20 protein-coding genes are annotated in these 25411 nt (G+C 63.8%); 13 read left to right on the top strand and 7 right to left on the bottom strand.

Going from position 1 to position 25411, the window contains the following annotated elements; genetic code table 11:
* From AC1Q64_RS02050 to AC1Q64_RS02035, 4 genes are all read left to right on the top strand, one after another.
* Nucleotides 1-870, top strand: a complete 870-nt coding sequence (locus AC1Q64_RS02050; protein ID WP_291433144.1) for a UDP-2,3-diacylglucosamine diphosphatase — start codon at nucleotides 1-3, stop codon at nucleotides 868-870.
* Nucleotides 867-1958 (top strand): glycosyltransferase family 4 protein, encoded by a 1092-nt coding sequence (locus AC1Q64_RS02045; RefSeq protein ID WP_291433143.1) that lies wholly within the window; start codon nucleotides 867-869, stop codon nucleotides 1956-1958. Before AC1Q64_RS02050 ends, AC1Q64_RS02045 begins: the two co-directional genes overlap by 4 nt.
* A 174-nt stretch (nucleotides 1959-2132) precedes the next feature.
* Complete coding sequence (gene ppk1 / locus AC1Q64_RS02040; protein ID WP_492250326.1) at nucleotides 2133-4193, top strand: polyphosphate kinase 1; 2061 nt, start codon at nucleotides 2133-2135, stop codon at nucleotides 4191-4193.
* Complete coding sequence (locus tag AC1Q64_RS02035; RefSeq protein ID WP_291433141.1) at nucleotides 4190-4654, top strand: SixA phosphatase family protein; 465 nt, start codon at nucleotides 4190-4192, stop codon at nucleotides 4652-4654. The genes ppk1 and AC1Q64_RS02035 overlap by 4 nt, the downstream gene beginning before the upstream one ends.
* A 68-nt stretch (nucleotides 4655-4722) precedes the next feature.
* Here AC1Q64_RS02035 and AC1Q64_RS02030 read toward each other — a convergent pair whose 3' ends face one another.
* Together AC1Q64_RS02030 and AC1Q64_RS02025 are read right to left on the bottom strand one after the other, a co-directional pair.
* Entirely contained in the window at nucleotides 4723-5241 is a 519-nt protein-coding gene (locus AC1Q64_RS02030) for a hypothetical protein (protein WP_492250272.1), read from the bottom strand.
* A 52-nt stretch (nucleotides 5242-5293) separates the two neighbouring features.
* Nucleotides 5294-6772: a Ppx/GppA phosphatase family protein gene (locus tag AC1Q64_RS02025; RefSeq protein WP_291433139.1), complete on the bottom strand. Its 1479-nt coding sequence runs from the start codon at nucleotides 6770-6772 to the stop codon at nucleotides 5294-5296.
* A gap of 265 nt (nucleotides 6773-7037) precedes the next feature.
* Between AC1Q64_RS02025 and pstS the strand changes: the two genes are divergently transcribed.
* The 7 genes from pstS to phoR all read left to right on the top strand — a co-directional run bounded on the left by pstS (nucleotide 7038) and on the right by phoR (nucleotide 13843).
* Nucleotides 7038-8060 carry a phosphate ABC transporter substrate-binding protein PstS gene (pstS, locus tag AC1Q64_RS02020; RefSeq protein ID WP_291433138.1) on the top strand — a complete coding sequence of 341 codons (1023 nt, stop codon included), beginning with the start codon at nucleotides 7038-7040 and terminating at the stop codon, nucleotides 8058-8060.
* Between the two features lie 80 nt (nucleotides 8061-8140).
* On the top strand, nucleotides 8141-9160 hold the full coding sequence (pstC, locus tag AC1Q64_RS02015) for a phosphate ABC transporter permease subunit PstC (RefSeq protein WP_492250271.1): 1020 nt from the start codon (nucleotides 8141-8143) through the stop codon (nucleotides 9158-9160).
* Nucleotides 9161-9202: 42 nt separating this feature from the next.
* Nucleotides 9203-10057 carry a phosphate ABC transporter permease PstA gene (gene pstA / locus AC1Q64_RS02010; protein WP_291433135.1) on the top strand — a complete coding sequence of 285 codons (855 nt, stop codon included), beginning with the start codon at nucleotides 9203-9205 and terminating at the stop codon, nucleotides 10055-10057.
* Nucleotides 10058-10118: 61 nt separating this feature from the next.
* Nucleotides 10119-10901, top strand: coding sequence for a phosphate ABC transporter ATP-binding protein PstB (gene pstB / locus AC1Q64_RS02005; RefSeq protein WP_015013589.1), 783 nt, complete (start codon nucleotides 10119-10121; stop codon nucleotides 10899-10901).
* Between the two features lie 11 nt (nucleotides 10902-10912).
* Nucleotides 10913-11614 (top strand): phosphate signaling complex protein PhoU, encoded by a 702-nt coding sequence (gene phoU, locus AC1Q64_RS02000; protein WP_010457902.1) that lies wholly within the window; start codon nucleotides 10913-10915, stop codon nucleotides 11612-11614.
* Between the two features lie 21 nt (nucleotides 11615-11635).
* A complete protein-coding gene (phoB, locus tag AC1Q64_RS01995; RefSeq protein ID WP_492250270.1) occupies nucleotides 11636-12343 on the top strand; it encodes a phosphate regulon transcriptional regulator PhoB in 708 nt (235 codons plus the stop codon).
* Between the two features lie 156 nt (nucleotides 12344-12499).
* The gene (phoR, locus tag AC1Q64_RS01990; RefSeq protein WP_492250269.1) at nucleotides 12500-13843 is read left to right on the top strand and encodes a phosphate regulon sensor histidine kinase PhoR; all 1344 of its coding nucleotides are present in this window, start codon (nucleotides 12500-12502) and stop codon (nucleotides 13841-13843) included.
* Here phoR and AC1Q64_RS01985 read toward each other — a convergent pair.
* The 5 genes from AC1Q64_RS01985 to trxA all read right to left on the bottom strand — a co-directional run bounded on the left by AC1Q64_RS01985 (nucleotide 13793) and on the right by trxA (nucleotide 19191).
* A complete protein-coding gene (locus AC1Q64_RS01985; RefSeq protein ID WP_492250268.1) occupies nucleotides 13793-15163 on the bottom strand; it encodes an MATE family efflux transporter in 1371 nt (456 codons plus the stop codon). The genes phoR and AC1Q64_RS01985 overlap by 51 nt on opposite strands.
* On the bottom strand, nucleotides 15163-16863 hold the full coding sequence (locus AC1Q64_RS01980; RefSeq protein ID WP_492250267.1) for a hypothetical protein: 1701 nt from the start codon (nucleotides 16861-16863) through the stop codon (nucleotides 15163-15165). Before AC1Q64_RS01980 ends, AC1Q64_RS01985 begins: the two co-directional genes overlap by 1 nt.
* Before the next feature lie 109 nt (nucleotides 16864-16972).
* Nucleotides 16973-17227, bottom strand: coding sequence for a type B 50S ribosomal protein L31 (locus tag AC1Q64_RS01975; protein WP_015013594.1), 255 nt, complete (start codon nucleotides 17225-17227; stop codon nucleotides 16973-16975).
* A gap of 92 nt (nucleotides 17228-17319) precedes the next feature.
* Entirely contained in the window at nucleotides 17320-18582 is a 1263-nt protein-coding gene (gene rho / locus AC1Q64_RS01970) for a transcription termination factor Rho (RefSeq protein WP_056067265.1), read from the bottom strand.
* 276 nt (nucleotides 18583-18858) lie between these two features.
* Complete coding sequence (gene trxA, locus AC1Q64_RS01965) at nucleotides 18859-19191, bottom strand: thioredoxin TrxA (RefSeq protein ID WP_008906761.1); 333 nt, start codon at nucleotides 19189-19191, stop codon at nucleotides 18859-18861.
* A gap of 110 nt (nucleotides 19192-19301) precedes the next feature.
* Between trxA and AC1Q64_RS01960 the strand changes: the two genes are divergently transcribed.
* On the top strand, nucleotides 19302-21908 hold the full coding sequence (locus AC1Q64_RS01960; protein WP_291433108.1) for a PD-(D/E)XK nuclease family protein: 2607 nt from the start codon (nucleotides 19302-19304) through the stop codon (nucleotides 21906-21908).
* The gene (locus AC1Q64_RS01955; protein ID WP_492250266.1) at nucleotides 21905-25411 is read left to right on the top strand and encodes a UvrD-helicase domain-containing protein; all 3507 of its coding nucleotides are present in this window, start codon (nucleotides 21905-21907) and stop codon (nucleotides 25409-25411) included. The genes AC1Q64_RS01960 and AC1Q64_RS01955 overlap by 4 nt, the downstream gene beginning before the upstream one ends.

The following is a 25411-nucleotide window of genomic DNA, read 5'->3' as shown; positions in this document are numbered from 1 at the left end:
GTGCGTGCCGCGTTCGACGCCCTGGGCCCCTGGTTGAACGAGTCCCTGGTGCCGCAGGATGCAGAGCCCGACGCGCATGCATCGCTCGCCGGCCAACAGCGATATCGCGCGGTGTTCATTTCGGATCTGCATCTCGGCACACCGGGTTGTCAGGCTGTAGCGCTGCTGGATTTTCTGAAGCACCATCCCAGCGACCATCTGTACCTGGTGGGTGACATCGTGGATGGGTGGCAGTTGCGTCGCCGGTGGTTCTGGCCGCAAGCCCACAACGATGTTGTGCAAAAGCTGTTGCGGCGTGCGCGCAAGGGGTGCCGCGTAGTGTTTGTTCCTGGTAACCACGACGAGTTTGCCAGGGCATTTGTGGGGCATTCTTTTGGTGGTATCGAGGTGGTGTCTGATGCAGTGCATACCACTGCTGATGGGCGCAGCCTGTGGGTCACGCACGGTGACCACTTTGATGGCGTGATCCAGTGCGCCAAATGGCTCGCCTATGTCGGTGACAACCTGTATGAGTTCACGCTCAGGCTGAATCGCCATCTCAACACGCTCAGGGCACGCATGGGACTGCCGTATTGGTCGCTGTCCGCATACCTGAAAGGCAAGGTGAAAAAGGCGCTTAACTACGTCACCGACTTTGAGGTGGCGGTGGCCGCAGAGGCCCGTCGCCGTGGGCATGATGGAGTGGTCTGCGGACATATCCACCGCGCCGAGATGCGCGAGATTGGCGGCACCTTGTATTGCAACGATGGTGACTGGGTGGAGAGCCACACGGCACTTGTCGAGCATCTCGATGGTCGACTGGAGCTGTTGCAATGGCCAGCTATGCCTGCGGCCAATCTGTCGAGCCAGACCACACAGGTGTCCGCATGAAGATCGCTTTGCTGACCGATGCATGGCTACCACAGGTCAATGGCGTGGTGACCACGTTGGTGGAGCTGGTGCGGGAGCTGGAGGATGTCGGGCATGACGTGCATGTGCTGCATCCAGGCCAGTTTGCTACCCGTCCGTGCCCTGGTTATGCGGGCATTGATCTGGCAGTGCGACCCTACAAATTACTCGCTCACAAGTTGGATGCCCTGCAGCCCGATGCCGTTCATTTGGCCACCGAAGGGCCTTTGGGGTGGGCCGGGCGTCGTTACTGTCTCAAGCGTGGTTTGGCCTTCACCACAGCCTTTCATACGCGGTTCCCCGAGATTCTTCAGGCTGCCCTGCGCATACCGCTGGGTTGGGGCTATGCACTTTTCAGGCATTTTCACCGCCCCTCGTCAGGGGTAATGGTGCCTACACAGGGCGTCTTGCAGATGCTGGAGCAGCGAGGCTTTCGTCAACTGCGTTTGTGGACGCACGGTGTGGACACCCAGGCGTTTCGCTTTCACGGCGAGGTATGCCAGAGTCCGCTCACTGGCGTGTTGGCTCATCCTGTAGCGCTGTACGTAGGCCGCCTTTCATATGAAAAGAACATTGATGCCTTTTTGCAGATAGACATGCCGGGAACCAAAGTGGTGTGCGGTGTAGGTCCGCTGGAAGCGCGGCTGAAAGCCAAGTACCCTCAGGTGCGCTGGCTCGGCATCCTGGACCGGGAGGCGCTGGCACAGGTCTACGCCTCGGCCGATGTATTTGTGTTTCCCAGCCGCTCAGAGACCTTCGGGCTGGTAATGCTGGAGGCGATGGCTTGTGGCACACCGGTCGCTGCCTTTCCTGAAGACGGCCCCCGTGAGGTGCTGGGGGCTGGAGACGGGAAGGCACCTGTGGGTGGTGTATTGCATGACAGCCTGCTGGTCGCCGCGCAGCAGGCTTTAGCCATTCCGCGCACCGAGGCCCGCAGCAGGGCGCTGGAGTTCACCTGGGCCCATGCAGCAAGATTGTTTCAGCAGTATCTGGTACCAGCCCGCTCCAGCGAACAGGGAGTTTTTGTGTCTGTCACAAAGTCTGTCACGCAGTTGTCATCTGGGCGTTAAATACTGCAGCGATCCTGCAATTGCTGCACCCGCGTATCCATGCCGCCCCTGCCTCCTGTTGATTCTGTCCCTCTGCAGCCCGAGCACACCGATGCTGTGGGATATTCCTCGCACACCTTGTCACATGACAATGATCTTTCGTCGGGAGGGGTTGCTGCTGGCGTTACGCCCCACATGTTTCTGGACCGGGACCACAGCATCCTGGCATTCAACGAACGCGTGTTCGATTGGGCGGTCCGCACGGATGTTCCGCTGCTGGAGCGGCTGCGCTATCTGTGCATCGTGTCGTCCAACCTTGATGAGTTTTTTGAAGTGCGTGCGGCAGCGCACATCACGGCGGCTAAGAAGGGTGAGACCAAGGGCCTCTACACCGCAGCATCTTTTGAGGCCCTATCCTCCCAGGTGCACGACCTGGTGGAGCGGCAATACACCCTATACAACGAAGCGCTGGTCCCCGCATTTGCACAACATGGCATCCGTATCGTTGCGCACGGCGACCGGTCCGCAGAGCAGAGGCGCTGGGTACACGAGTATTTTGTGCGCGAGGTCCGCCCCTTGTTGATTCCGGTGGGGCTAGACCCTGCCCATCCGTTTCCCCAGGTGGCCAACAAGTCGCTGAACTTTATTGTGCGCCTCAAGGGACACGATGCCTTTGGGCGCGAGAACGAAATCGCGATCGTGAAGGTGCCGCGCGCCTTGCCCCGTTTGATCCGCATGCCGAAGAAGGTAGCGCCCGATGGGGCATTGTTCGTCAGCTTGTCGAGCATCGTGCGGGCCCACCTGGAAGACCTCTTTCCTGGTCGGGAGGTGACGGAGTTTTCGCAGTTTCGTGTCACGCGCCATTCCGATCTGGCACTGGACGAAGAGGATGTGCGCAACCTGCGCACTGCCTTGCGGCAGGGCCTGCAGCACCGCCACTACGGACAGGCTGTTCGGCTGGAAGTCTCTGCAGGTTGCTCCCGCTTCCTATACGACTTTTTGCTAGAGCAATTTGATCTGCCCAGCGCGGCCTTGTACCGTGTACATGGTCCTGTGAACCTCGTGCGCCTGAATCAGCTGGTGGACTTGGTGAACGATCCCTCGTTGCTGTTTCCGCCTTGGAGCTCCGCATGGCCGAGGCAGCTTCAGCCGGGGGTGTCCATCATGGATCAGCTGCGCCAGCGCGACGTGTTGATCCACCAGCCTTTCGAGAGCTTTGATGGTTTGCTCGCGTTCTTGCGGGAGGCCGTGAACGACCCGCAGGTGCTGGTCATCAAACAGACCATCTACCGCACAGGCTCCGACTCCGAACTCATGGACCTGCTCAGCGAGGCGGTACGCCGGGGCAAGGAGGTGATGGCGGTGGTGGAGCTGAAAGCACGCTTTGACGAAGAGGCCAACATCAATTGGGCTGAGGCGCTGGAGTCGATTGGTGCGCAGGTGGTCTACGGCGTGGTGGGCCTCAAGACCCACGCCAAAATGCTGCTTGTCACACGTCGCGAAGGGCGGCAGTTGCGCCGCTACGGTCACCTGTCCACCGGCAACTACAACGTGCGCACGGCCAAGCTGTATACCGACCTGAGTTACCTCACCGCAGATGAAGAGACCACCGCCGACATGGATGGTGTTTTCAATCACCTCGCCAGCCAGAACCGGCCGCCCAAGCTACGCAAGCTCATGCTTGCACCGTTCCATCTGCACCGCCGCATGATCGAAAAAATCGAGCGCGTGGGGCAGGCGGCAAGCCGTGGAGAAGACGCACGGATTGTGGCCAAGATGAATGCCCTGACCGACGAGGGGCTGATGCGAGCGTTGATCCTCGCCGGGCAGCGTGGCGCGCGCATCGATCTGATTGTGCGCGGGGCCTGCATGCTGGCCGCGCAGGTGCCTGGAGTGACTGACAACATCCGGGTGCGCTCGGTGATTGGCCGGTTCCTGGAGCACACGCGTGTTTTCTATTTCCGCGCGGGCGACGAGGAAGACCTCTATCTGTCGAGTGCCGACTGGATGAACCGCAACATGATGCGCCGCGTGGAGCTGGCGTGGCCGGTCATCGACGCCACGTTGCGCCAGCAGATCATCGACGAATGTTTGGTGGCCTACCTGTGTGATGACCGGGACGCCTGGACGTTGAACGCCGGCGGCACTTATGACCGCGCTGCGCACCCTGTGGACGGTCGTGGTGCGCAGAACGCGTTGATGGTGCGCTATGGGCCGCGGCCTGCCCTCGGCCGCGAGGAGCCAGGGGCCGCATGATGGATTTGATTCTTTGGCGTCATGCCGAAGCGGAAGAGGCCGGAGATGGCGGCGATGACCTTGCCCGCCCTCTTACCAGCCGGGGTGAGAAGCAGGCGGCGCGCATGGCCGCCTGGCTTGATCGTCAACTGCCGGAAGGCCTCAGGGTGATGGCAAGTCCAGCACGGCGAACTGAGCAGACTGCCCATGCCTTGGGACGCAAATTCAAGATGCGTGCCGAGTTGTTGCCAGGCGGAACACCACAGGATTTGCTGGAGCTTGTGCAATGGCCGCACGCTAAGGGCGCGGTACTGGTGGTGGGGCACCAGCCCATGCTAGGCCAGACCGTTGCCCAGTTGCTGCAACTCCAGGCCCCCGAGTGCCCTGTGCGCAAGGGCTCCGTGTGGTGGCTGCGCCAGCGCCAGCGCTGGGACCACAGCCAGACCGTGCTGATGGCAGTGCAGTCACCGGAGTTTCTTTGATTCACCCACAAATGCCAGCGGACTTGTGAGGATCCTCGCCCAAGGCGTGCGGTGCCTTGGGGCCTACTTCACTTGCGTCCTGTTTTGCCGCTGGCCTTGTCCGCTGTCTTAGCTGCGGCTTTTGGCATGGCTTCTGCCACATCGGCTTTGGGGCGACCGGTCTTGATGGAGGGCACAGCTTGCAAGGCGCTGTGCAACGCGCTGTCTGACAGCCCCGCCAACACCTTGAGCCCCGCACGCAGCAGCTCACTTTTCTTGACGGGATGGGCAAGTGCCGTGGCGCGGTCTTTCAAGGTGCCGAGCACCGCGTATTCGTCCTTGGGGATGGTGAAGCTGTCACGCACCAACTTGGGCTTTTTGGCTTTGGGCTCATTGGCCTTGCCTGGCTTTGCTGCCTCGACTGGCTTGGTCGCCACAGCTGGCTTGGGGGTAGAGGCCTTTTTTGCCACGGCCTTTTTGGCTGGTTTGACTGCCTTGGGGGCCTTGACGGCTGATGCTGGCTTGGTCGGCTTGGCTGCTTTTGTGGTCGGGGCTGCAGGTGCGGCGGGCACAACAACGGTACTGGGGGTAGTGGGGGCAGTGGTCATGGTAGAGATTTGATAAACGATATAAACAGTTTATATCGTTTTCTTGCTCTCCTCAAGGCATGTCAACAGTCAGCTCCCAAGGGGTCTTCTGCCAGGCTTGTACTTCTTCGCGCAGAAGGTGGGCGGACTGCGGGTATGCCTGGGCCCAGCCGGGCCGGGCGCTGGCTTGAAATTGCTGCCTGTCAAGACGCAGCGACAGGCCCTTGGTATCGGGCTCCCGGCGCGCATGGCACAGGGCCACAGCCAAGCGCAAGCATAAAAGCTGCAGCACAAAAATGGAGTCGTCGAGTTCCACACCCAACTTGCGCACCTTGCCTCGCTGCCCTTGCACCAGCACTCCCAGACGGTGGAGTTCCGGCACAGCAAAGCCAGCGGCATCGGTGTTGTCGAGAATGTAGGCGCCGTGTCGGTGGTAGTCGCTGTGCGAAATGCGGCAGCCAATCTCATGCAGCCGGGCGGCCCAGTCCAGCTTGCGGCTGGCACGTTCGCTCCCGGGTGGGGCAGCCTGGTCAAACAATGCACAGGCGGTGCGCGCCACGCGGTCTGCATGCTCCATGTCCACGCCAAACCGTTGCATTAATCCCTGGACGGTGGTGGTGCGCAGGTCGGTTCCGGGTTGCTCCCGATCCAGAAGATCGTACAAGGCGCCCTGGCGCAGTGCCCCTTGCGCAACCTGCATCTCGCGGATGTCCAGCAGGTCAAACACAGCGCGCAGCACACTGATGCCACCGCCAATGACCGCGCGGCGCTCTTCCTTGAGCCCGTCCATGCGCAGACGGTCTGCACTTTGCGCGCGCATCAAACGCTCCTGCAACCAGTTCAGCCCATCGCGGGTGATCAGACCCTGCGGGCCTCCAGCGGCAGCCAGAATGTCGCCCACAGCGCCTGCCGTGCCAGACGATCCGTAAGCCACGTCCCACGCGTCGGGGCGAAAAGTCTCCAGCGCTTCGTCCAGTACCGCCTTGGCTGCGATTTCCGCCGCCAGGAACGCCTGCGCAGAGAACTCTCCCTTGGCAAAGTAGCGCTGTGACCACGCGACGCTGCCGACCCGGAAAGAGGCCACAGCATGGGGTGTGAACTGCTGTCCAAGGATCAATTCAGTGGACCGTCCTCCGATATCCACCACCAGGCGGCGCTCGTCCGACTGGGGCAGCAATCGGGCCACGCCCTGATAAATCAACCGAGCCTCTTCAGGACCGGACACCACGTCAATGGGATAGCCCAGCATCTCACTGCCGCGCGACAGGAATTCTTCGCGGTTGCGTGCTTCGCGCAGTGTCTGCGTGGCCACTGCACGCACCTGGGCGCGGGGAAAACCCGCCAGGCGCTCACCAAAACGCGCGAGGCAAGCCCAGCCGCGCTCCATGGCATCTCGAGTCAGGTTCCGGTCTTCATCCAGCCCGTTGCCCTGGCGCACGGTTTCCTTGAGGTATTCCACCCGCTGGACGTGCCCGAACTCATAGCGCCCGATTTCCAGGCGAAAACTGTTGGAGCCGAGGTCGACTGCGGCGAGGCGTGTGCCGTTCTGCATGTGTGTGTGGTGGAAGCTTCGTGCGGCATCGTACCGCGATGCGCGTGACCCCATCTGAGGCGCAGGCCGCTGGGGGCCGGGCGGGCAGGTGGTTGGGCTATGGGGCTAGTGTGATGGGATCGTGTGACATATCCATGACACCATCCATTCGGCGTCATGGCGGTTGTCGCAATAGCCTGGGACCGGTCCTTTTGTGTCACTGAATTGTCATGATAGACCTCTAGAGTTCGCTGTGTTCCTGTTAACCCCTGCCGAAAGGTACCTCATGAAACGCGTATTTCTCAAAACCGTCGCAGTAGCACTGGCCGCCCTGGCAGTGGGCAACGCATTTGCGGCGGACATCACCGGCGCCGGCGCTACGTTCCCCTTTCCGATGTATGCCAAGTGGGCTGAAGCCTACAAAAAGGAAACCGGCGTGGGCCTGAACTACCAGTCCATCGGTTCCTCCGGTGGTATCCGCCAGATCCGCGCCAAGACCGTGGCTTTTGGCGCTACCGATGCCCCTTTGTCGGGCGCTGAACTGGAAAAGGACGGCATGGTGCAGTTTCCCGCCATCATCGGTGGCACCGTGCCCGTGGTGAATCTGGATGGCTTCAAGCCGGGCGAACTGCGCGTGACCGGCACCGTGCTGGCTGAAATGTACCTGGGCAAGATCACCAAGTGGAACGATGCCAAGCTGGCAGCCCTGAACCCTGGCAAGACGCTGCCCGACCAGAACATCACCATCGTGCACCGCGCCGATGGCTCGGGCACCACGTTCAACTGGACGGATTATTTGAGCGCCGTCAGCAAGGAATGGGCTGACACGGTGGGCAAGGGTGCTGCGGTGAAGTGGCCTGCCCAGTCTTCGGTGGGTGGTAAGGGCAACGAAGGTGTGGCCGCCAACGTCACCCGCGTGAAGGGCGCTCTGGGCTACGTGGAGTACGCCTATGTCAAGAAGAACAACATGACGTTCTTGCAGCTGCAAAACGCCGATGGCAAGTATGTGGCTCCCGACGACGCCACTTTTGCGGCGGCTGCTGCGAGCGCCGACTGGTTCAGCGTGCCTGGCATGGGTATTTCGATGGTGAACGCCAAGGGCGCCAACAGCTGGCCCGTGAGCACGGCATCCTTCATCCTTATGTATGCGGACCCTGCAGACAAGGCCCAGTCGGCCGAAGTTCTGAAGTTCTTTGACTGGGCCTTCAAGAACGGCAAGACCATGGCGGCTGATCTGGACTACGTGCCGCTGCCTGACGCCCTGACGGCGCAGATCCGTTCCAAGGTCTGGTCGCAAATCAAGAAGTAAAGCGGTTTGCCCCAGAATAGTGCCCATCGGCCGGCTGGTCTGGCCGATGGGCACTGGTTTGTGGGGTCTCCAGAAGCCAGATGGGAGTCAACATGAGCGTGGGAACCACCATGAGTTCGCAACCCGTGTCCGTCAAGACGACGGACGCCCCCACACCGTCCATGGTGTCGATTGCCAAGCGGCAGCGGCTGCAGGACATCGTTTTCCACCGGCTGACCCAGAGCCTGTCGCTGCTGGTGCTGGTGGCGCTGCTGGGCATCATCGTCTCGCTGTTCATCTACGCGTGGCCGGCTTTTCACAAGTTCGGCATCCAGTTCATCTGGCGTGCTGAATGGGACATCATCAATGAAGAATTCGGTGCGGCGATTGCCATCGTCGGTACCCTCGCCAGCGCGGGCATTGCACTGCTGATTGCCGTGCCGCTCGCGTTTGGTATTGCGCTTTTCCTGACGGAAACCTGCCCAGTGTGGCTGCGTCGTCCGCTGGGCACCGCGGTGGAGTTGTTGGCGGCTGTGCCGTCCATCATTTACGGCATGTTCGGCCTGTTCGTGTTTGCGCCATTGTTCGCAGACCACTTCCAGGTGCCTGTGCAGAAGCTGCTTGGCTCCATGCCGCTGATCGGCTTTTTGTTCGGCGGCAGTACCAACGGCTTCGGCATTCTGGCGGCGGGTATCGTGCTGGCTTTCATGGTGTTGCCCTTTGTGGCTGCTGTGATGCGCGATGTGTTCGAGATCGTTCCACCCATCCTGCGCGAGTCCGCTTACGGCTTGGGTTGTACGACCTGGGAGGTGGTGCGCCGCGTGGTGCTGCCCTATACCCAGAAGGGTGTGATTGGCGGGGTGATGCTGGGCCTGGGTCGGGCCCTGGGAGAGACCATGGCCGTCACTTTTGTGATCGGAAACGCCAACCGCATGCCCGCGTCGCTGTTCTCGCCCGGCACTTCCATCGCGTCCACGCTGGCCAACGAGTTCGGCGAAGCTGCGGACTTCCATCTGTCCACGCTGTTTGCGCTGGGCTTCCTGCTGTTCGTGATCACGTTTGTGGTGCTGTCGGCCGCCAAGATCATGCTGCTGCGTGCCGAGAAGGCCAAGGGCCTGTAAGCCCCGCAGCCCAGCTCCCGTCCCTCTTCAGAGACAAGCCCCATGGAATTCAATCAACAACTCTACAAAAAGCGCCAGCGCTCCAACGCCATTGGCCTGACCCTGTCATTGGGTGCCATGGCACTGGGTCTGTTTGTGCTGCTCTGGATCCTGAGCGTGCTGCTGTCCAACGGCTTTGCCGCACTGGACTGGAACATGTTCACGCAGTCCACCCCTGCACCTGGCTCCGATGGCGGGGGCCTTGCCAACGCCATCGTGGGGAGCCTGCTGATGGTGGGTTTCTCCGTGCTGGTGTCCACGCCCATCGGCGTGCTGGCGGGGGTGTACCTGGCCGAATATGGGGACCAGAGCAAGACCGCCGAGCTGACCCGTTTTGTGACGGACATCATGCTGTCCGCTCCCTCCATCGTGCTGGGCCTGTTCGTATATGCCATCGCGGTGGCCACCGTGGGCAACTTCTCGGGCTGGGCGGGCAGCCTGGCGCTGTCGCTCATCGCAGTGCCTGTGGTGGTGCGCACCACCGAGAACATGTTGCGCCTGGTGCCTGGCAGCCTGCGCGAAGCGGCCTTTGCACTGGGTGCTCCGCGCTGGAAGGTCTCGACCATGGTCACCTTGCGCGCTGCACGCAGCGGCGTGATGACCGGCCTGTTGCTGGCCGTGGCCCGTATCAGTGGCGAGACAGCGCCCCTGCTGTTCACCGCACTCAACAACCAGTTCTTCAGCACCAACATGAACGCGCCCATGGCCAACCTGCCGGTCGTGATCTTCCAGTTCGCCCTGAGCCCCTATGAGAACTGGGTGCGCCTGGCTTGGGGCGGTGCGCTGCTCATCACGCTGTCGGTGCTGATCCTCAACGTCGTGGCGCGGGTCTTCCTGCGCGAAAAGAACCGCCTGTGATCCCACCAGCTGCCCCTGCTGAAGCCACCGACAAGACTGCCTCCATTTTCAGGAATTGACAATGAACGCCACTGCTACCGCCACCGCCAGCAAGAACGCGCTGGAGCTGCGTAACCTGAGCTTTTTCTACGGCAAGTTTCAGGGCCTGCGCAACGTGAGCCTGGACATCGCCGAGCACAAGGTCACCGCCTTCATCGGCCCCTCGGGCTGCGGCAAGTCCACGCTGCTGCGCACGCTCAACCGCATGTACAGCCTGTATCCCGGCCAGCGTGCCGAGGGCTCCATCAGCTTTTATGGCCAGGACATCCTGGACCCCAAGCAGGACATCAACCTGCTGCGTGCCCGCATCGGCATGGTGTTCCAGAAGCCCACACCGTTTCCCATGTCCATCTACGACAACATTGCCTTTGGCGTGAAGCTGTATGAAACGCTGAGCAAGAGCGAGATGGACGACCGCGTGGAGTGGGCGCTGTCCAAGGCTGCGCTCTGGACCGAGGTGAAGGACAAGCTGCACCAGAGTGGACTGTCGCTCTCTGGTGGCCAGCAGCAGCGCCTGTGCATCGCGCGCAGCGTGGCCGTGAAGCCCTCGGTGCTGCTGCTCGACGAGCCCACTTCGGCGCTGGACCCGCTGTCCACCGCCAAGATTGAAGAGCTGATCGACGAGCTCAAGCACGACTACACCATCGCCATCGTGACGCACAACATGCAGCAGGCCGCCCGCTGCAGTGACTACACCGCCTACATGTACCTGGGCGAGATGATCGAGTTCGGTGCTACCGAGCAGATCTTCTTCAAGCCCGAGCGCAAGGAAACCGAAGACTACATCACCGGCCGTTTCGGCTAAGGAGACAGCAGATGCCCGATAAACATCTTTCGTCCCAGTTCGACAGCGAACTCAACAGCGTCTCTGCCCGCGTCATGGAAATGGGCGGTCTGGTGGAGTCGCAGATCCGCCAGGCGGTGTATGCGCTGTCCCAGTTCAGCCTGGAGGCCGTGGAGACGGTGGCCTCGATGGAGACCCGCATCAACGCGATGGAGGTCGAGATCGACCAGGAGCTGTCCTCCATCATCGCCCGGCGCCAGCCCACAGCGCGCGATCTGCGCCTTCTGCTGGCTTTCTCCAAGGCCACGGCCAATCTGGAGCGTATGGGCGATGAGGCCAACAAGATGGCGCGCATGGTGCGCTCCATCATTGAAGGCGGTGCCCCGCGTTCGTTGCCGTCAAGCGACCTGCGTGTGGCAGCCGAGCTGGCCTCGGGCCAGCTGCGCAAGACGCTGGATGCATTTGCACGGCTCGACGTCAAGGCGGCGGTGGCGATCCTCAAGGAGGACGATCTCATCGACAAGGAGTTCGATGGCTTCGTGCGCAAGCTCATTACCTACATGATGGAAGACCCTCGCACCATCTCCCCCAGCCTGGACCTGTTGTTCCTGGCGAAGGCCATCGAGCGCATTGGCGACCATTCCAAGAATGTGGCCGAACTCATCATCTATCTGGTCAAGGGCAAGGACGTGCGTCATACGGCCCTCGACGAGATCGAGTCCGCAGTGCTGTAAGTACGGGGCGCTGGATTCACCATGAGAAAGCTTCCCCGTGTCCTCATCGTCGAGGACGAACCCGCGATTGCCGAGCTGATTGCGGTCAACCTGCGACACAACGGTTTCCAGCCCTTCTGGGCGGAAGACGGCGACAGCGCGCAGCGCGAGCTGGATGCTGTGCTGCCCGACGTGATCCTGCTGGATTGGATGTTGCCAGGGCAAAGCGGCCTGTCGCTGGCGCGCAAGTGGCGTGCGGACAGCCGTACCAAGCCTATCCCCATCCTGATGCTCACCGCCCGCGGCGACGAGCCGGACAAGGTGGCCGGGCTGGACGCTGGTGCCGACGACTACATCACCAAGCCCTTTTCCACGCAGGAGCTTCTGGCCCGCATCCGTGCCGTGCTGCGCCGCCGCGCGCCCGAGCAGGTGAGTGACAGCGTGACCATTGGCGAGCTGGTGCTGGACGCCGCGACCTATCGGGTCACCTTCCAGAGCCAGCCCCTGAAGGTGGGGCCTACCGAGTTCAAGCTGCTGCATTTCTTGATGAAGCATGCCGAGCGTGTGCACACCCGGTCGCAGCTGCTCGACAAGGTGTGGGGCGACCATGTTTTCATCGAAGAACGCACGGTGGACGTGCATGTCAAGCGGCTGCGCGAGGCTCTGGGTGCGGCGTCGGTGATGGTGGAAACCGTGCGCGGTGCGGGCTACCGGCTCACCGCCCAGCCGCAGGTGCCGCTGTCAGCCTGATGGAGTAGGCTCGCTGCTGCCTGCGATGGTGCTGTGGTGCGGTACCTCGGGCTGCCCCGGGCTGGCAGGCGTTGTCGGCGGCGATTGATGAATGTGATGGATCAATGGGCGCGCGAGTCGCGCCCCTGGCGTTTCTGAGAAGGCTTTGCAATCCGCATGCTGTGGCGTATTTCGTTTTTCCTGCTGTGGCAATTGGCGGGTGGTGGCCTGGGGTGGTGGCAAGGTGGGCCTTGGGGCGCTGCACTGGGTGCGGCCATTGCTGCCTGGGCGTGGTTCGTCTGGGACCTGCTGCGTGGCGTGAGGGTGCTGCGCTGGCTGCGCACTGGTGAGCTGGCGTCGGTGCCTTCCATGCGCGGCATCTGGGGCGAGGCGGCGGACCGCGCGCGGCGTCTGCTGCGCAAGCAGGAGGCGCAGATACGGGATAGCCAGGACCGGTTGCAGGAGATCCTGGCTGCCCTGCAGGCATCACCCAATGGCGTGGTGCTGCTCGATGCCCAGGGCCGCATCGAGTGGTGCAACCAGATGGCTGCCAACCAGTTTGGCTTTGATGCGCAGCGCGACGTCATGCAGTCCATTGGCAACCTGCTGCGCAACCCCGAATTCACGGCTTACTTCGCCGCCAAGGACTTCACCAGCGATGTGGTGCTGGAGGGGCGCCTGAGCACGCCATCGCGACCCGTGCGCATTTCGGTGCACCTGCACCCCTATGGCGACGGGCGCACGCTGCTGCTGTCGCGCGATGTCACGGCGCTGGAGCAGGCCGACGCCATGCGGCGCGACTTTGTAGCCAATGTGTCGCACGAAATTCGGACTCCGCTCACGGTGCTGACCGGTTTCGTCGAGACATTGCAGACTTTGCCACTGAGCGCCGACGAGCGCTCGCGCTACCTGGGCATGATGGCGCAGCAGGCGCAGCGCATGCAAAGCGTCGTGCAGGACTTGCTGACGCTGTCGCGCCTGGAGGGTAGTCCGCTGCCTGGCATGGCCGATTGGACGCCAGTGCAGTCGTTGATGCAGCGCTGTGAAGACGAGGGCCGCGCCCTGTCGGTGCTGCTCACCCAGAACCAGCAACGCCCCCATGCGATCCGTTTTCCGGCTGCCGACCTGTTGCGTGCCGAGGGGGAGATTGCTGGCGTGCCTGCCGAGCTGCAGAGTGCCCTGTCCAACCTCGTCAACAACGCTGTGCGCTACACCCCCGGAGGGGGCTCCATCGATGTGCAGTGGCTGCGCAAGGATGACGGCAGCGCTGTTTTCTCTGTGCACGATACTGGCCCCGGCATTGCGCCCGAACACATTCCTCGCCTGACGGAACGGTTTTACCGCGTGGACCGCAGCCGTTCACGCGAAACCGGGGGCACAGGCCTGGGCCTGGCCATCGTCAAGCATGTGCTGCAGCGCCATGGCGCCAGGCTGGACATCAGCAGCACCCTGGGCAAGGGCTCGGTGTTTTCAGTCACCTTCCCGGCCAACCGTTTGCGTGGCTTTGCTCTGCCGGGCTGATGGCGCGCCAGAGCATGGCAACAAAAGCAGCGCGGTCACGGCGAGCGCCGCCGCGCTAGCTGCCCAGAAGGGGGTGGGCGAAGCCACACCCGACCAAGGCCCGCTGCCTCCATAAGCCAGCCAGTAGCCGCCTGCCAGGCCGGCACCCCATAGCAGCGCGCAGTACACCGCCAGTGGCGCCAGCGTGATGCGGTAGCAGCGCAGCACATACACGCACAGCGTCTGCACCGCATCGGCGGCGTGGTATGCCGCCACCCAGACCAGCACCGTGCCGGCCACGGCTGCCACGCTGGCGTTGTCGGTGTAGATCTGGCTGATCGAGTGTCTTGCTATCAATAGAATAGCTGCCAAGGCAATACCCACTAGCGCAGCGAGCGAAAAACCCATCAAAACCACTTGGCGGGCTCGCTGGGGCTGCTGTGCGCCCAGCCAGTAGCTCACCCGCGCGCTGGTGGCGATGGACAGCGACAGCGGCACCATGTAGAGCACGGCAGCCATGTTGGCGGCGATCTGGTGGGCGGCCGCCGAGGTGGTGCCCTGACGCGCGATGAACAAGGCCATCAGGGTGAAGGAGGTCACCTCCACCATCACGGCCAGGCCGGCCGGAATGCCCAGCCTTGCAAATCCCGCAATGGTGGGCCAGTGGGGTGGCTCCATGCGGCGCCACAGGTCCAGGGGGGTGTAGATATCCTGCGTGCGCAGCAGCCACACGGCCAAGGCCAGCATGCTGCAGTTGACGACCAGCGTGGCCCAGGCGCAGCCCACCACACCCTGAGCGGGAAGGCCGCCGCCGCCAAAGGTGAACCACACCGACAGCGGCAGCTTGATGAACAGCGAGCCCACTTGCAGCCAAGTCACCAGGCGCGGATGGCCCAGGGCCTGGTTGAGGGTGCTGTAGATCCGGAACAGCAGGGCGGGTGGGAGTGCCAGTGCCAACACCGCCAGGTAGTTTTCGACCTGGGGGCGGAGCGCAGGCGGTACCTCCGTCCAGCGCAGCAGCGCGCCTGGGGAAAGCAGCACCGCCATGCCCACCACTGAAGCAGCAGCGCACAGGTACAAGGCCTGTCGCAGTGATCGGCCCACGGCCTCGGGTTGTTGTGCGCCACGCTGCTCGGCCCACACGGGGAGCAACGCCTGGAGCACGCCAATCAGCGCAACGTAGACGCTGATGAAGATGGCCGACCCCACAGACAGCGCGGCCAGCGACAATTCGCTGTAGCGCCCCGCCACGATGGTGTCCGTCACCCCGAATGCCATGACGGCCAATTGCCCCGCCAGCACGGTCATGGCGTGCCGGGTAATGGTGGACAGCTCCGACATCAGCGTGCCGGGGCCGCGCGGTGGAACAGCAGCAGGTTCTCGTTCTTGTCGGTTGGGCGGGGGAGGGTGGCCCAAGGCTCCCACAGCTCTGCACGGACCATGCGCTCTGACGCCGGCCAGGACACGCTATCTACCAGCAGCCACTGGCATTCATCCTGCAGTCCTGCGCGCCGCAGCGACAGCTGTCCATGGAACTGCAGTGCCGCCACCTGGGCGCGGTTCAGCCCCACGGTCTGAATGCACCCGGGCTCCGGCCCCAGGGCTGCCGCCACACTGCGCACCTGCGGACCATAGCTGCGTGCGTAGTCCAGCAGGGGCAGCCACAGGGTCATCAGCAAAAGCCAGCCCAGGGCAGCACCGCCAGCAGGCAGCACCAGGCTCTTCCAGATGGGTGCGCGGTTGCGAGACGCGCGCCACCATACCAGGCCGCACCAGCCCAAGGTGGCCGCCACGGCCACCAGCAACGCCAGCACCGAAAACTGCGGCACAAATCCCGGCGCCAGCTTGGCCACGTTGGCAGCGGGCTTGGCAGGTACGCCGGTCTGCATGGCAATCCAGATCACCCAGATCGCGAGGGCCGATACAGTAAAAAACAGCAGCGTGAACCAGTCAATCAGGGCCCCCACACTGCGACGCAGCGTGGGCAAGGCGAATGCCGCCAGCGCAGCCATCGCGGGCAGGCCCAGCAGCAAGGCCCGGTCGGCCGGCTGGGTGGTGATGGTCGCGCCAATCGACACCAGGGTGAACCACAGGGGCAGCAGTAGATGCCGTTGGCCGGGACGGCTGAAAATTTGCTGGCGCCAGCGCCACACGGTCCACAGCGCCAGCGGCCAGGCCGGCCAGCCAAACCACAGCAGCAGGCGCGCCAGGCTCAGCCAGTCCTTGCCGCCACCATCGAACCCCACTACGCGCCAGCGCCACAGGTCCAGACCCTGTGCCACAGCGGCTACCGCCAGTGTGGCGGCAGCCAGCATGGCGGCCCAGCGCCAGCGGTGGTCAGTGTGGCCAGCGGGCGCGAAGACCATCAGCACCATGCCGCCCACGCCCAGCATGGCCGTCAGGGCAGGGGCTCCGGACAGCGTAAGCCCAGCCATGCCCAGCACCAGTGCCACCGCAGGCGCCACGGTACGGTGTGGCATGGCCGCCACCGCAAAAAACAGCAGAGCGGTGCAACTGAGCTGCGCCAGATAGCTCGTCACTTCGTGCGACAGCTGTGCCAGGCCCAGGCAGGCGATCAGTGCCAGCAAGGCTCCATCGGCAATGGCGCGTGCGTAGTCGAGGGGGGGGGCCTCGCCGCCAAAGGCAAACGCTACCGGTTGGGCGCCGGGGCTGCGGGCCAGGTAGTACACGCCATACCAGGTGGCAACCAGCGTGATGACAAAGAGGGCAAGGAACGGCATGCGCGCTGCCATCTCCGCCGACAGCCAGGCAGGCGCCATCTGCACAGCCCAGGCCCCTAGCCAGTAAGGGAGCAGCCCTTCGGTTTCAGGGGGCATGCCACCGAGCAACGGGCTGAGCCAAGGAGTGCGTCCTTGGGCCAGCTCCAACATGTAGCCAAAAGCGGTGACGTCTGCATTCTTCCAAGGGTCACGGCCAACGAAGCCTGGCACCACATAGGCAATGCACAGCAGCAGCAGCGCCCAGCGGGGCAGTGGGCTGACAGCGTTCTGGGTAACGATGGCGGGGGTGGGTGGAGTCACGCGACAGTGGGCGGCAGGGCAGAGGAGCCACCGAGAATAAAGGCAAAACCCATGAAAAAAGGCAGCCCGGTTGCCCGGGCTGCCTTTTTGGCGGAAACGCAGGGGCGAATTACTTCGCTGCGGTCTTGCCAAAACGGTTGCGGAAGCGCTCCACGCGGCCACCCATGTTGTCCACGGACTTTTGCGTGCCGGTGTAGAAAGGGTGCGATTCAGAAGAGGTATCCAGCTTGAACAGCGGGTATTCCTTGCCTTCGTGGGTTTCGGTTTCCTTGGTGTTCACGCACGAGCGCGTCACGAACTTGAAACCGTTGGACAGGTCCACGAACAGAACTTCGCGGTAGTTGGGGTGAATGCCTTCTTTCATGATCTTCCTTTGAGTCAACTGCGGGAGCCGCACCGGCCAGTCCGATGTACTTTCCGCACGAAAAAGCCCTCTATTATTGCACAGGCTGGGAATCAGCCCCCGCGCCGCATCATGTCGAAGAAGTCCACATTGGTTTTTGTGGCCTTCATGTTCTTGATCATCAATTCCATGGACTCGATCTCGTCCATGTTGTACATGAACTGGCGCAGGATGCGCGTCTTTTGCAGGATCTCGGGGGCCAGCAGCAGTTCTTCGCGGCGGGTGCCGCTCTTGTTCAGTTCGATGGCGGGGAAAACGCGCTTTTCGTACAGGCGGCGGTTCAGGTGGATTTCGCAGTTGCCCGTGCCCTTGAATTCTTCAAAGATCACTTCGTCCATGCGGCTGCCCGTATCAACCAGCGCCGTGGCGATGATGGTGAGCGAGCCACCTTCTTCAACCTTGCGGGCGGCTCCAAAGAAGCGCTTGGGGCGCTGCAGCGCGGCGGCGTCCACACCGCCTGACAGCACCTTGCCGCTCGAGGGCACAACGTTGTTGTAGGCGCGGGCCAGGCGGGTGATGGAGTCGAGCAGGATCACCACGTCCTTCTTCAGTTCGACGAGGCGCTTGGCGCGCTCGATCACCATCTCGGCGACGTGCACATGGCGGGCGGCGGGCTCGTCGAAGGTCGAGGCGATGATTTCGCCCTTGACCGTGCGCTGCATTTCGGTCACTTCTTCAGGGCGCTCGTCCACCAGCAGCACCATCAGGTGTACGTCGGGGTTGTTGGCCGTGATGGCATGGGCGATGTGCTGCATCATCACCGTCTTGCCACTCTTGGGCGGGGCCACGATCAGGGCGCGCTGGCCACGGCCGATGGGCGCGATGATGTCGATGATGCGGCCGGTGATGTTCTCTTCGCTCTTGACGTCGCGCTCCAGGCGCATCTGCTCCTTGGGGAACAGGGGCGTCAGGTTCTCAAACATCACCTTGTGCTTGTTCTGCTCTGGCGGGCCGTCGTTGACCTTGTCGAGCTTGGTCAGCGCAAAGTAGCGCTCGCCATCCTTGGGCGTACGCACCTCGCCTTCAATCATGTCGCCGGTGTGCAGGTTGAAGCGACGCACCTGGCTGGGGCTGATGTAGATGTCGTCCGTGCTGGCCGTGAAGCTCGTGTCGGGGCTGCGCAGAAAGCCGAAGCCGTCGGGCAGGATTTCCAGCACGCCGTCTGCAAACACCTGTTCACCCGCCTTGGCGCGCTTCTTGATGATGGCAAACATCAACTCCTGCTTGCGCATGCGGCCCGTGTTTTCGATTTCGAGTTCTTCGGCCTGCTTCAGGACTTCAGACACATGCAGTGCCTTGAGTTCGTTTAAGTGCATGGATTGACTCCTTGGCGGAGCTGGTATGAATCTTGGGGGAGGTGGGCTGATGCCGAATGGGCTGCTGTTTGCAGGTTCGGCTCGCCAGGGATCTTGGTCCGGCTGCCAATGCATGCAGCCCGGTGATCTGTAGGAATTATGACAGGAAAAAATACGGGGGACTCAGGGTCGCAAGTTGTGGGCTTGCGCAGCTGCCAGCTAGCTGTTTTCCCGAAGGTCTATCGCTCAACAAAAAAGCCCCAGCGGCATGGGTACCGAGGGGCTTGGGGTAATGGGTCAGGCCAGTTGTTGGTCGATGAAGGCGGTCAACTGGGCCTTGCTCATCGCTCCGACCTTGGTGGCTGCCAGTTGGCCATCCTTGAACAGCATCAGCGTGGGGATACCGCGAATGCCGAACTTTGCGGGGATCTCGCGGTTTTCGTCCACGTTCATCTTTGCGATCTGCAGCTTGCCCTGGTAGGTGCCTGCGACTTCGTCCAGGATGGGGGCAATCATCTTGCAGGGGCCGCACCATTCAGCCCAGTAGTCCACAAGCACGGCGGAGCCGGGTTGGAGCACGTCGGCTTCAAAGCTGGCGTCGGAGACATGTTTGATGAGTTCGCTGGCCATGGCGGAATTCCTTGATTTTGGGCGGGTTGCGACCGGTGTACGTTTAAAGTCTGGGCATTGTGACAGAAACCAATCCCACGTTCACCGGTGTGGCCGGGTCTTGCGACGCTATGACAGTCATAGCGAAAAGCGATCAAACCAGTGGATTTGCGGCCGCAAGCACCGCCCTGTGGCAACGCGCACTGGCCCAGGTGGCTGCGCATGCCCAAGCCCATGGCGCCCATTTGGCGCGCACGGTGGTGCTGGTGCCCTACGCCCAGCTCATGCCCTGGGCCCAGCGCCATTGGGCTCAGCAGTTTCCGCAGGGCTTTGCACCACGTTTTGAAACCACCCGCAACTGGGCTCGCCAGTTGCAAGCATTTGAGCCCACGGGCGACGATCTGGCGGGCGATATGGCGCGCGACACGCTCACGGCCCGCACGCTGCTCGATCGTGTGGGGCAGGGCGCGCAGCGCGAAATGCTGGCCACGCCACTGCAGGAGGCCGCAGCCCAATTGGCCCCGGTGGTTGCCGCCGTGCCCCCGGCGCTGCGCGCTGCCTGGGGTGACGAGGCCCGCAAGCTGCTGGCCACGGCCGAGGAAGGCTCCGCTCTGCATTACGAGGCTCTGGTGGCGCGCCTGGCACTGGAATGGGCACTCGCATCTCGTTATGCGACCGACGTGCTGTTTGAGCCTGGCGTTCGCGGGGCGGTGGATGCGCTGGTGGTACTGGAGGGGTTTCAGTCTGACGTGCTGACCCGTGCCCTGCAGGCGCATTGGGGTGAGCAAGGTTTGTGCATTGCGCTGCCCGCACCGGTCGACGATGCCGATTCGCCGCCGCAGTGGGCCCTGCGCGTCGCAACGGACGCCGAAGACGAGGCCCATCGCGCTGCGGCCTGTGTGCTGCGCCACGTCGAGCAGGGGCGGGTGCCCGTGGCCCTGGCGGCCACGGACCGTGCACTGATCCGCCGTGTGCTGGCCCACCTGGACAGCAGTGGCGTCTTGGTTCGCGATGAAAGCGGCTGGATTCTGTCCACCACGCGCGCCGCTTCACGGGTCATGGCTGTACTGCAGGCCGCAGCGTGGAATGCCTCCTCCAACGAGGTGCTGGACTGGGTCAAACACACCCCCGCGCTGATGTCTGGCGAGGTCAACCGCCTGGAGCAATGGCTGCGCAAGGGCGTGGTGCAGTACTGGAGCGCCGCTGCCGCCCGGGATTTGAGTGCACAGCCCCACCTTGCCCGCACCGTGGCCACGGTGGAGGCCTGGCGCGAATCCCTGCGCACTTCGCGCCCGCTGGCGCAGTGGCTGCCAACCCTGCGCGCCGTGCTGGAGCAAGCGGGCCAGTGGCAAGGCCTGCAGGCCGACCCGGCCGGCATGCGCGTGCTGGGCGCCCTGCGCCTGCAAGACGGCCAGCAGTCAGAACTGGACGGCTGGGGCGACAGTGTGGGTCGCCGCATGACACTGGCCGAATTCACCCGTTGGGCCAAAGACGTGCTGGAGGCCGGGCGCTACGTGGCCGCGCAGGCGGCCGGAGCCCCTGTGGTGGTGTTGCCCATGCCGCAACTGCTGGGCCGCCCTTTCGCCGCCGCCGTGCTACCGGGCTGTGACGAAAAGCGCCTGCAACCTGCCCCCGAGCCCGTGGGCGAATGGTCCCAAGCGCAGCGCGAGGCCTGGGGCCTGCCCACGCGCCAGTCGCTGGAGACCGCCCAGCGTGCCGCCTGGACCCATGCCCTGCGCACGCCGGTAGTGGATGTGCTGTGGCGCACCGGTGACGAGGGCGGCGAGCCCCTTCTGGCCAGCGCGCTGGTGCTGGCTCTGCAACTGGATGGCACCGCCATGCCAGGAGCCGACGAGCGCGGTGCGCGCGATGTGGCCGCCACCCCCACGCAGCGCCCCTTGCCCGTTGGCCAGGCGCTGCCGGTGACGCACCTGTCATCTACCGCGTATTCCGATCTGCGCCATTGTCCGTACCGCTTCTTTGCACAGCGCCAGCTGGGCCTGCGCGAGGCCGACGAACTGGATGCCGAAGTGGACAAGCGCGACTTTGGCACCTGGCTGCACGCGGTACTGCAGCACTTTCATGAAGCCTTGCTGGCGGAACCGGCCGATGGCCTGGACGAGCGCCGCACCCGCATGGACGCCGCCGCCGAGGCCGTCACCCGCGAGCAGCGCCTGCAAGACGGCGACTTTCTGCCCTTTGCCGCAGGCTGGACGCAACTGCGCGACGGCTACCTGCAATGGCTGGCAGGGCATGAGCAACAGGGCGCCACCTTCCGCCAGGCCGAGGTCAAGGCCCGCCAGCCGCTGGGCGACCTGGAGCTGGTCGGCACCATCGACCGCATCGATGGGGTCTCGTCCACCGGCGAGCCTGCGGTACTGGTGATTGACTACAAGACCGAAAGCGACAGCGTGACCCGCCAGCGCATCAAGGCTGGAGCGGAGGACACCCAACTTGCTTTTTACGCGGCCTTGTTGAGCCACGACACCCTGCGCGCGGCTTATGTCAACGTAGGCGAGCGCGGCGAGACACAGTTGCACGAACAAGACGAGGTGGTGCACCTGCGCGATGTGCTCATCGAAGGCATCCAGCACGACATGGCCCGCATCGCCGCCGGTGCGCCGCTGCCCGCGCTGGGCGAGGGATCGGTGTGCGAGTTCTGCGCCGTGCGCGGCCTGTGCCGCAAAGACTACTGGGCCGACGCTGAACAGGCGTTGCCCGCGCAAGAGACGCCATGACCGTCAGCATTCCACAACCCACCCAGGCCGCCTACGAACACAACGGCCGTCCCGTATCGCGCGAGGCCTTCTACGCCATCGCCTGCGACCCCGCACGCAGCGTGGCGGTGGAGGCCTGCGCGGGTGCGGGCAAGACCTGGATGCTGGTCTCGCGCATGCTGCGTGCGCTGCTCGATGGCTGTGCGCCACACGAGATCCTGGCCATCACCTTCACCAAAAAAGCCGCAGGCGAAATGCGCCAGCGCTTGCAGGAGTGGTTGGAGGAGTTCAGCCACAAACCGTTGGAGGCGCTGACGGCAGAGCTGATTGCAAGAGGAATCAGCCCCCAGGGCGCTCTGGAAAAGCGCGAGGCGCTACAAAATCTATATCGCCAACTGCTTGGGGCAGGTCGCCCAGTGCAGATCCGTACCTTCCACAGCTGGTTTGCCGCGCTGCTGGGCACGGCCCCGCTGGCGCTGCTGCAACAGCAAGGCTTGCCCGCGCACTTCGAGCTACTCGAAGACGACGCCGAGGCGGTGCGCGAGGTGTGGCCGCCGTTCTTGCAGACCGTGGCCGACAGCGCCAGTCTGCGTGCTGACTACGAAGCCGTGGTGGCCCGCCATGGCCGCTCGCAAACGCACAAGGCCCTGGCAGCGGCGCTGGCCAAGCGTGTGGAGTTTGACCTGGCCGACGAGGCTGGCGTGGTCGATGCGTCCGTGCCGCCGTTCCAGCAGGCGTACCCCGAACTGGCTGCGTATGTAGAACCTGCCGAGGCCTTGCAGACCGAGGCCTCCCTTCAACGTTGGCGCAGCCGTGCCAGCGCCCTGGGGGGCGAGGCGAACAAGACCCCGCAAAAGGCGGCCGACGCCATCATCGACGCGCTGGGCTGCACTGACCTGAACCAGCGCCTGGACCAATTGCGCCGTGCGATGTTCGTCGCCAAGGAAGACCGCCTGTCCAAGAACCTGGAGAAGTTCCCCGCCGCTCAAGAGGCCGAGCCCGAGCTGCAGCGCCTGCTCACCGCGCGCCGCCAGCACGAGGCCTGGTTACACCAGCAGCGCATGGCCCGGCTGGCGCGCTGCCTGATCGCGCAGTTTGTAGCGGTCAAGCAGCAGCACGGCTGGGTGGACATGAACGATGTGGAGCGCACGGCTCTGGTCATGCTGGCTGACCCGGTGCTCTCAGGCTGGGTGCAGGAGCGGCTGGATGCACGCATCCGCCACCTGCTGGTCGATGAGTTTCAGGACACCAACCCGCTGCAGTGGCAGGCGCTGCACGCATGGCTGTCGGGCTATGCCGGATCAGGAGGCGGATCGGCCGCGCCCAGCGTGTTCATCGTGGGCGACCCCAAGCAGAGCATCTACCGCTTTCGTCGCGCCGAGCCGCAGGTGTTCATCGCCGCACAGGCCTTTGTGCGAGATGGGCTGGGCGGCGACCTTTTGAGTTGCGACCACACACGCCGCAATGCGCAGGGCGTGATCGGCGCCGTCAACGCCGTCATGGGCCAGGCTCAGGCGCAGCACGAAACCAGCGGATTCCGCGACCACACCACCGAATCCAAACACCCCGGCCAGCTGCTGCGTCTGCCCGCCATCACCGATGACGACGATGCGGGCGATGGAGGCAGTACAGCGCGAGACCCCCTGGCCTGGCGCGACAGCCTGACCGAACCCCGCCACGAAGCCGAAGAGACCCAGCGCATGCGCGAATGCACCCAGGCCGCCGCCTGGGTGGCCGCGCAGATCGCCAGTGGCACGCCGCCCAAAGAGGTGCTGGTGCTGGCCCGCAAGCGCGACCGCCTGGCCAGCATGCAAGAGGCCCTGCGCGCCCTGCACCTGCCTTGCGTGCAGCCCGAAAAGGCCGACCTCTTCGACGCGCCTGAGGTGCAGGACATGGTGGCGCTGCTCGATGCACTGGTCTCGCCGACGCACGACCTGTCGCTGGCGCGCGCGCTCAAGTCGCCCCTGTTTGGACTGCGCGACGACGCCCTGGTGGCCCTGGCTGTCCTGCGCCGTCAGCCGGAACATGCAGGCAGTAGCTGGTTTGATTTGCTATTGAAAAGTGAGCTGCTTGCGCATGAATATAAAGCGCTTGGAGCTGTTTTGATTCAATACCAGGCGTGGGTGGGCAGTTTGCCGCCGCACGACGCGCTGCACGCCATTTATGAACACGGTGACGTGCTGGCCCGCTTTGCTGCCGCAGCACCCGTGACCCAGCGCCAGTCGGTGCAGGCCAATCTGCGCGCGCTGCTGGCGGCATCGCTGCAGCATGACGGTGGTCGCTATCTCACGCCCTATGCCTTTGTGCGGGCCATGAAGAAGGGCGGTGTACGCGCACCCGGCCGGGCTGATGCGCAGGCCATCCGCCTGCTCACCGTGCACGGCGCCAAGGGGCTGGAGGCCGACTGTGTGCTGCTGCTCGACACCGACACCCGTCCGCAAAAGGCCGAGACCATGGGCGTGCTGGTGGACTGGCCTGGCGAGCAGGCCGTGCCGTCGGCCTTCGTCTTTTTGGCCAGCGAATCGAACCCGCCACCCAGCGCGGTGGATGCCCTCGCCGCCGAGCAGCAGGCCCGCAGCCGCGAGGAGCTGAACATGCTTTACGTGGCAATGACGCGTGCCAAGCACTGCCTGGTGCTGTCCTCGGTGCAGCCTGGCAACTCGGCCCCTGGTAGCTGGTGGAGCCGCTTGGCACCGTTGGTGACCGAGGTAGACACACAAGCCTTGGCCCCGATAGCGCGGGAGGTGGGGGATGCAGCGCCTGCGCAGACCTTCACCATTCCCAGCCTGCCTGCGCTGCCCGAGGCGCTGCAAAGCGCGCGCGTCCCCCCCGTTGCGGGACCGCAAGGCGACGCCCCCGTGGCCATGCCTGGCGACGGAGAATCCACCCCCCTGTCGCGCCAGGGCGATGCCATGCACCAGCTGCTGGAGCAGGCAGGTGTAACCGGTGCCCCGTTGGCCGACTTGCGCGTCCAGGGTTGGCCCACCGCGCGCATTGCCCGCCTGGCCCTGGACCACGACATCGCCCCCGCTGCCGCACAGTTGGCCGCCCGCATGGCGCAGGCCATTCTGGCGGGCGAGGGTGCCTGGGCGTGGGACCCTGCACTGGTGCAGACCGCCATCAATGAAGCGCCGTTGCACTACCAGGGCCAGAGCCTGCGCATCGACCGGCTGGTGTTGCGCCGCGCGGCCCATTCCAACGACGCAGTGGCGGGCTGGTGGGTGCTGGACTACAAAAGTGCCACACAACCCCAGCGCCAGCAGGCGCTGGTGGCCCAGTTGCAGCGCTACCGCGAAGCTGTCCAGGCACTGATGCCGGGCGAGGCGGTGTACGCCGCGTTCCTTACGGGCGATGGGCGGTTGGTGATGGTCGCCGATGCGCCGGGCGCAGCAGGGGCATCGGCGGCCCACTCGCCTGCGGTGGGGCATACTCTCGCCCCCGTTGCGCCGGTCGCTCCAGCAAAGCCCGAGCGCCCACCCGCCCCGCCGGGGCCTGCGGATTCTCCGCAGGGTTCTCTGTTCTGA

Source organism: Acidovorax sp. GW835-FHT14G06 (assembly GCF_058793595.1).
The sequence above is the reverse complement of the archived record's forward strand: the minus strand, read 5'-3'. Positions and strand labels throughout refer to the sequence as shown.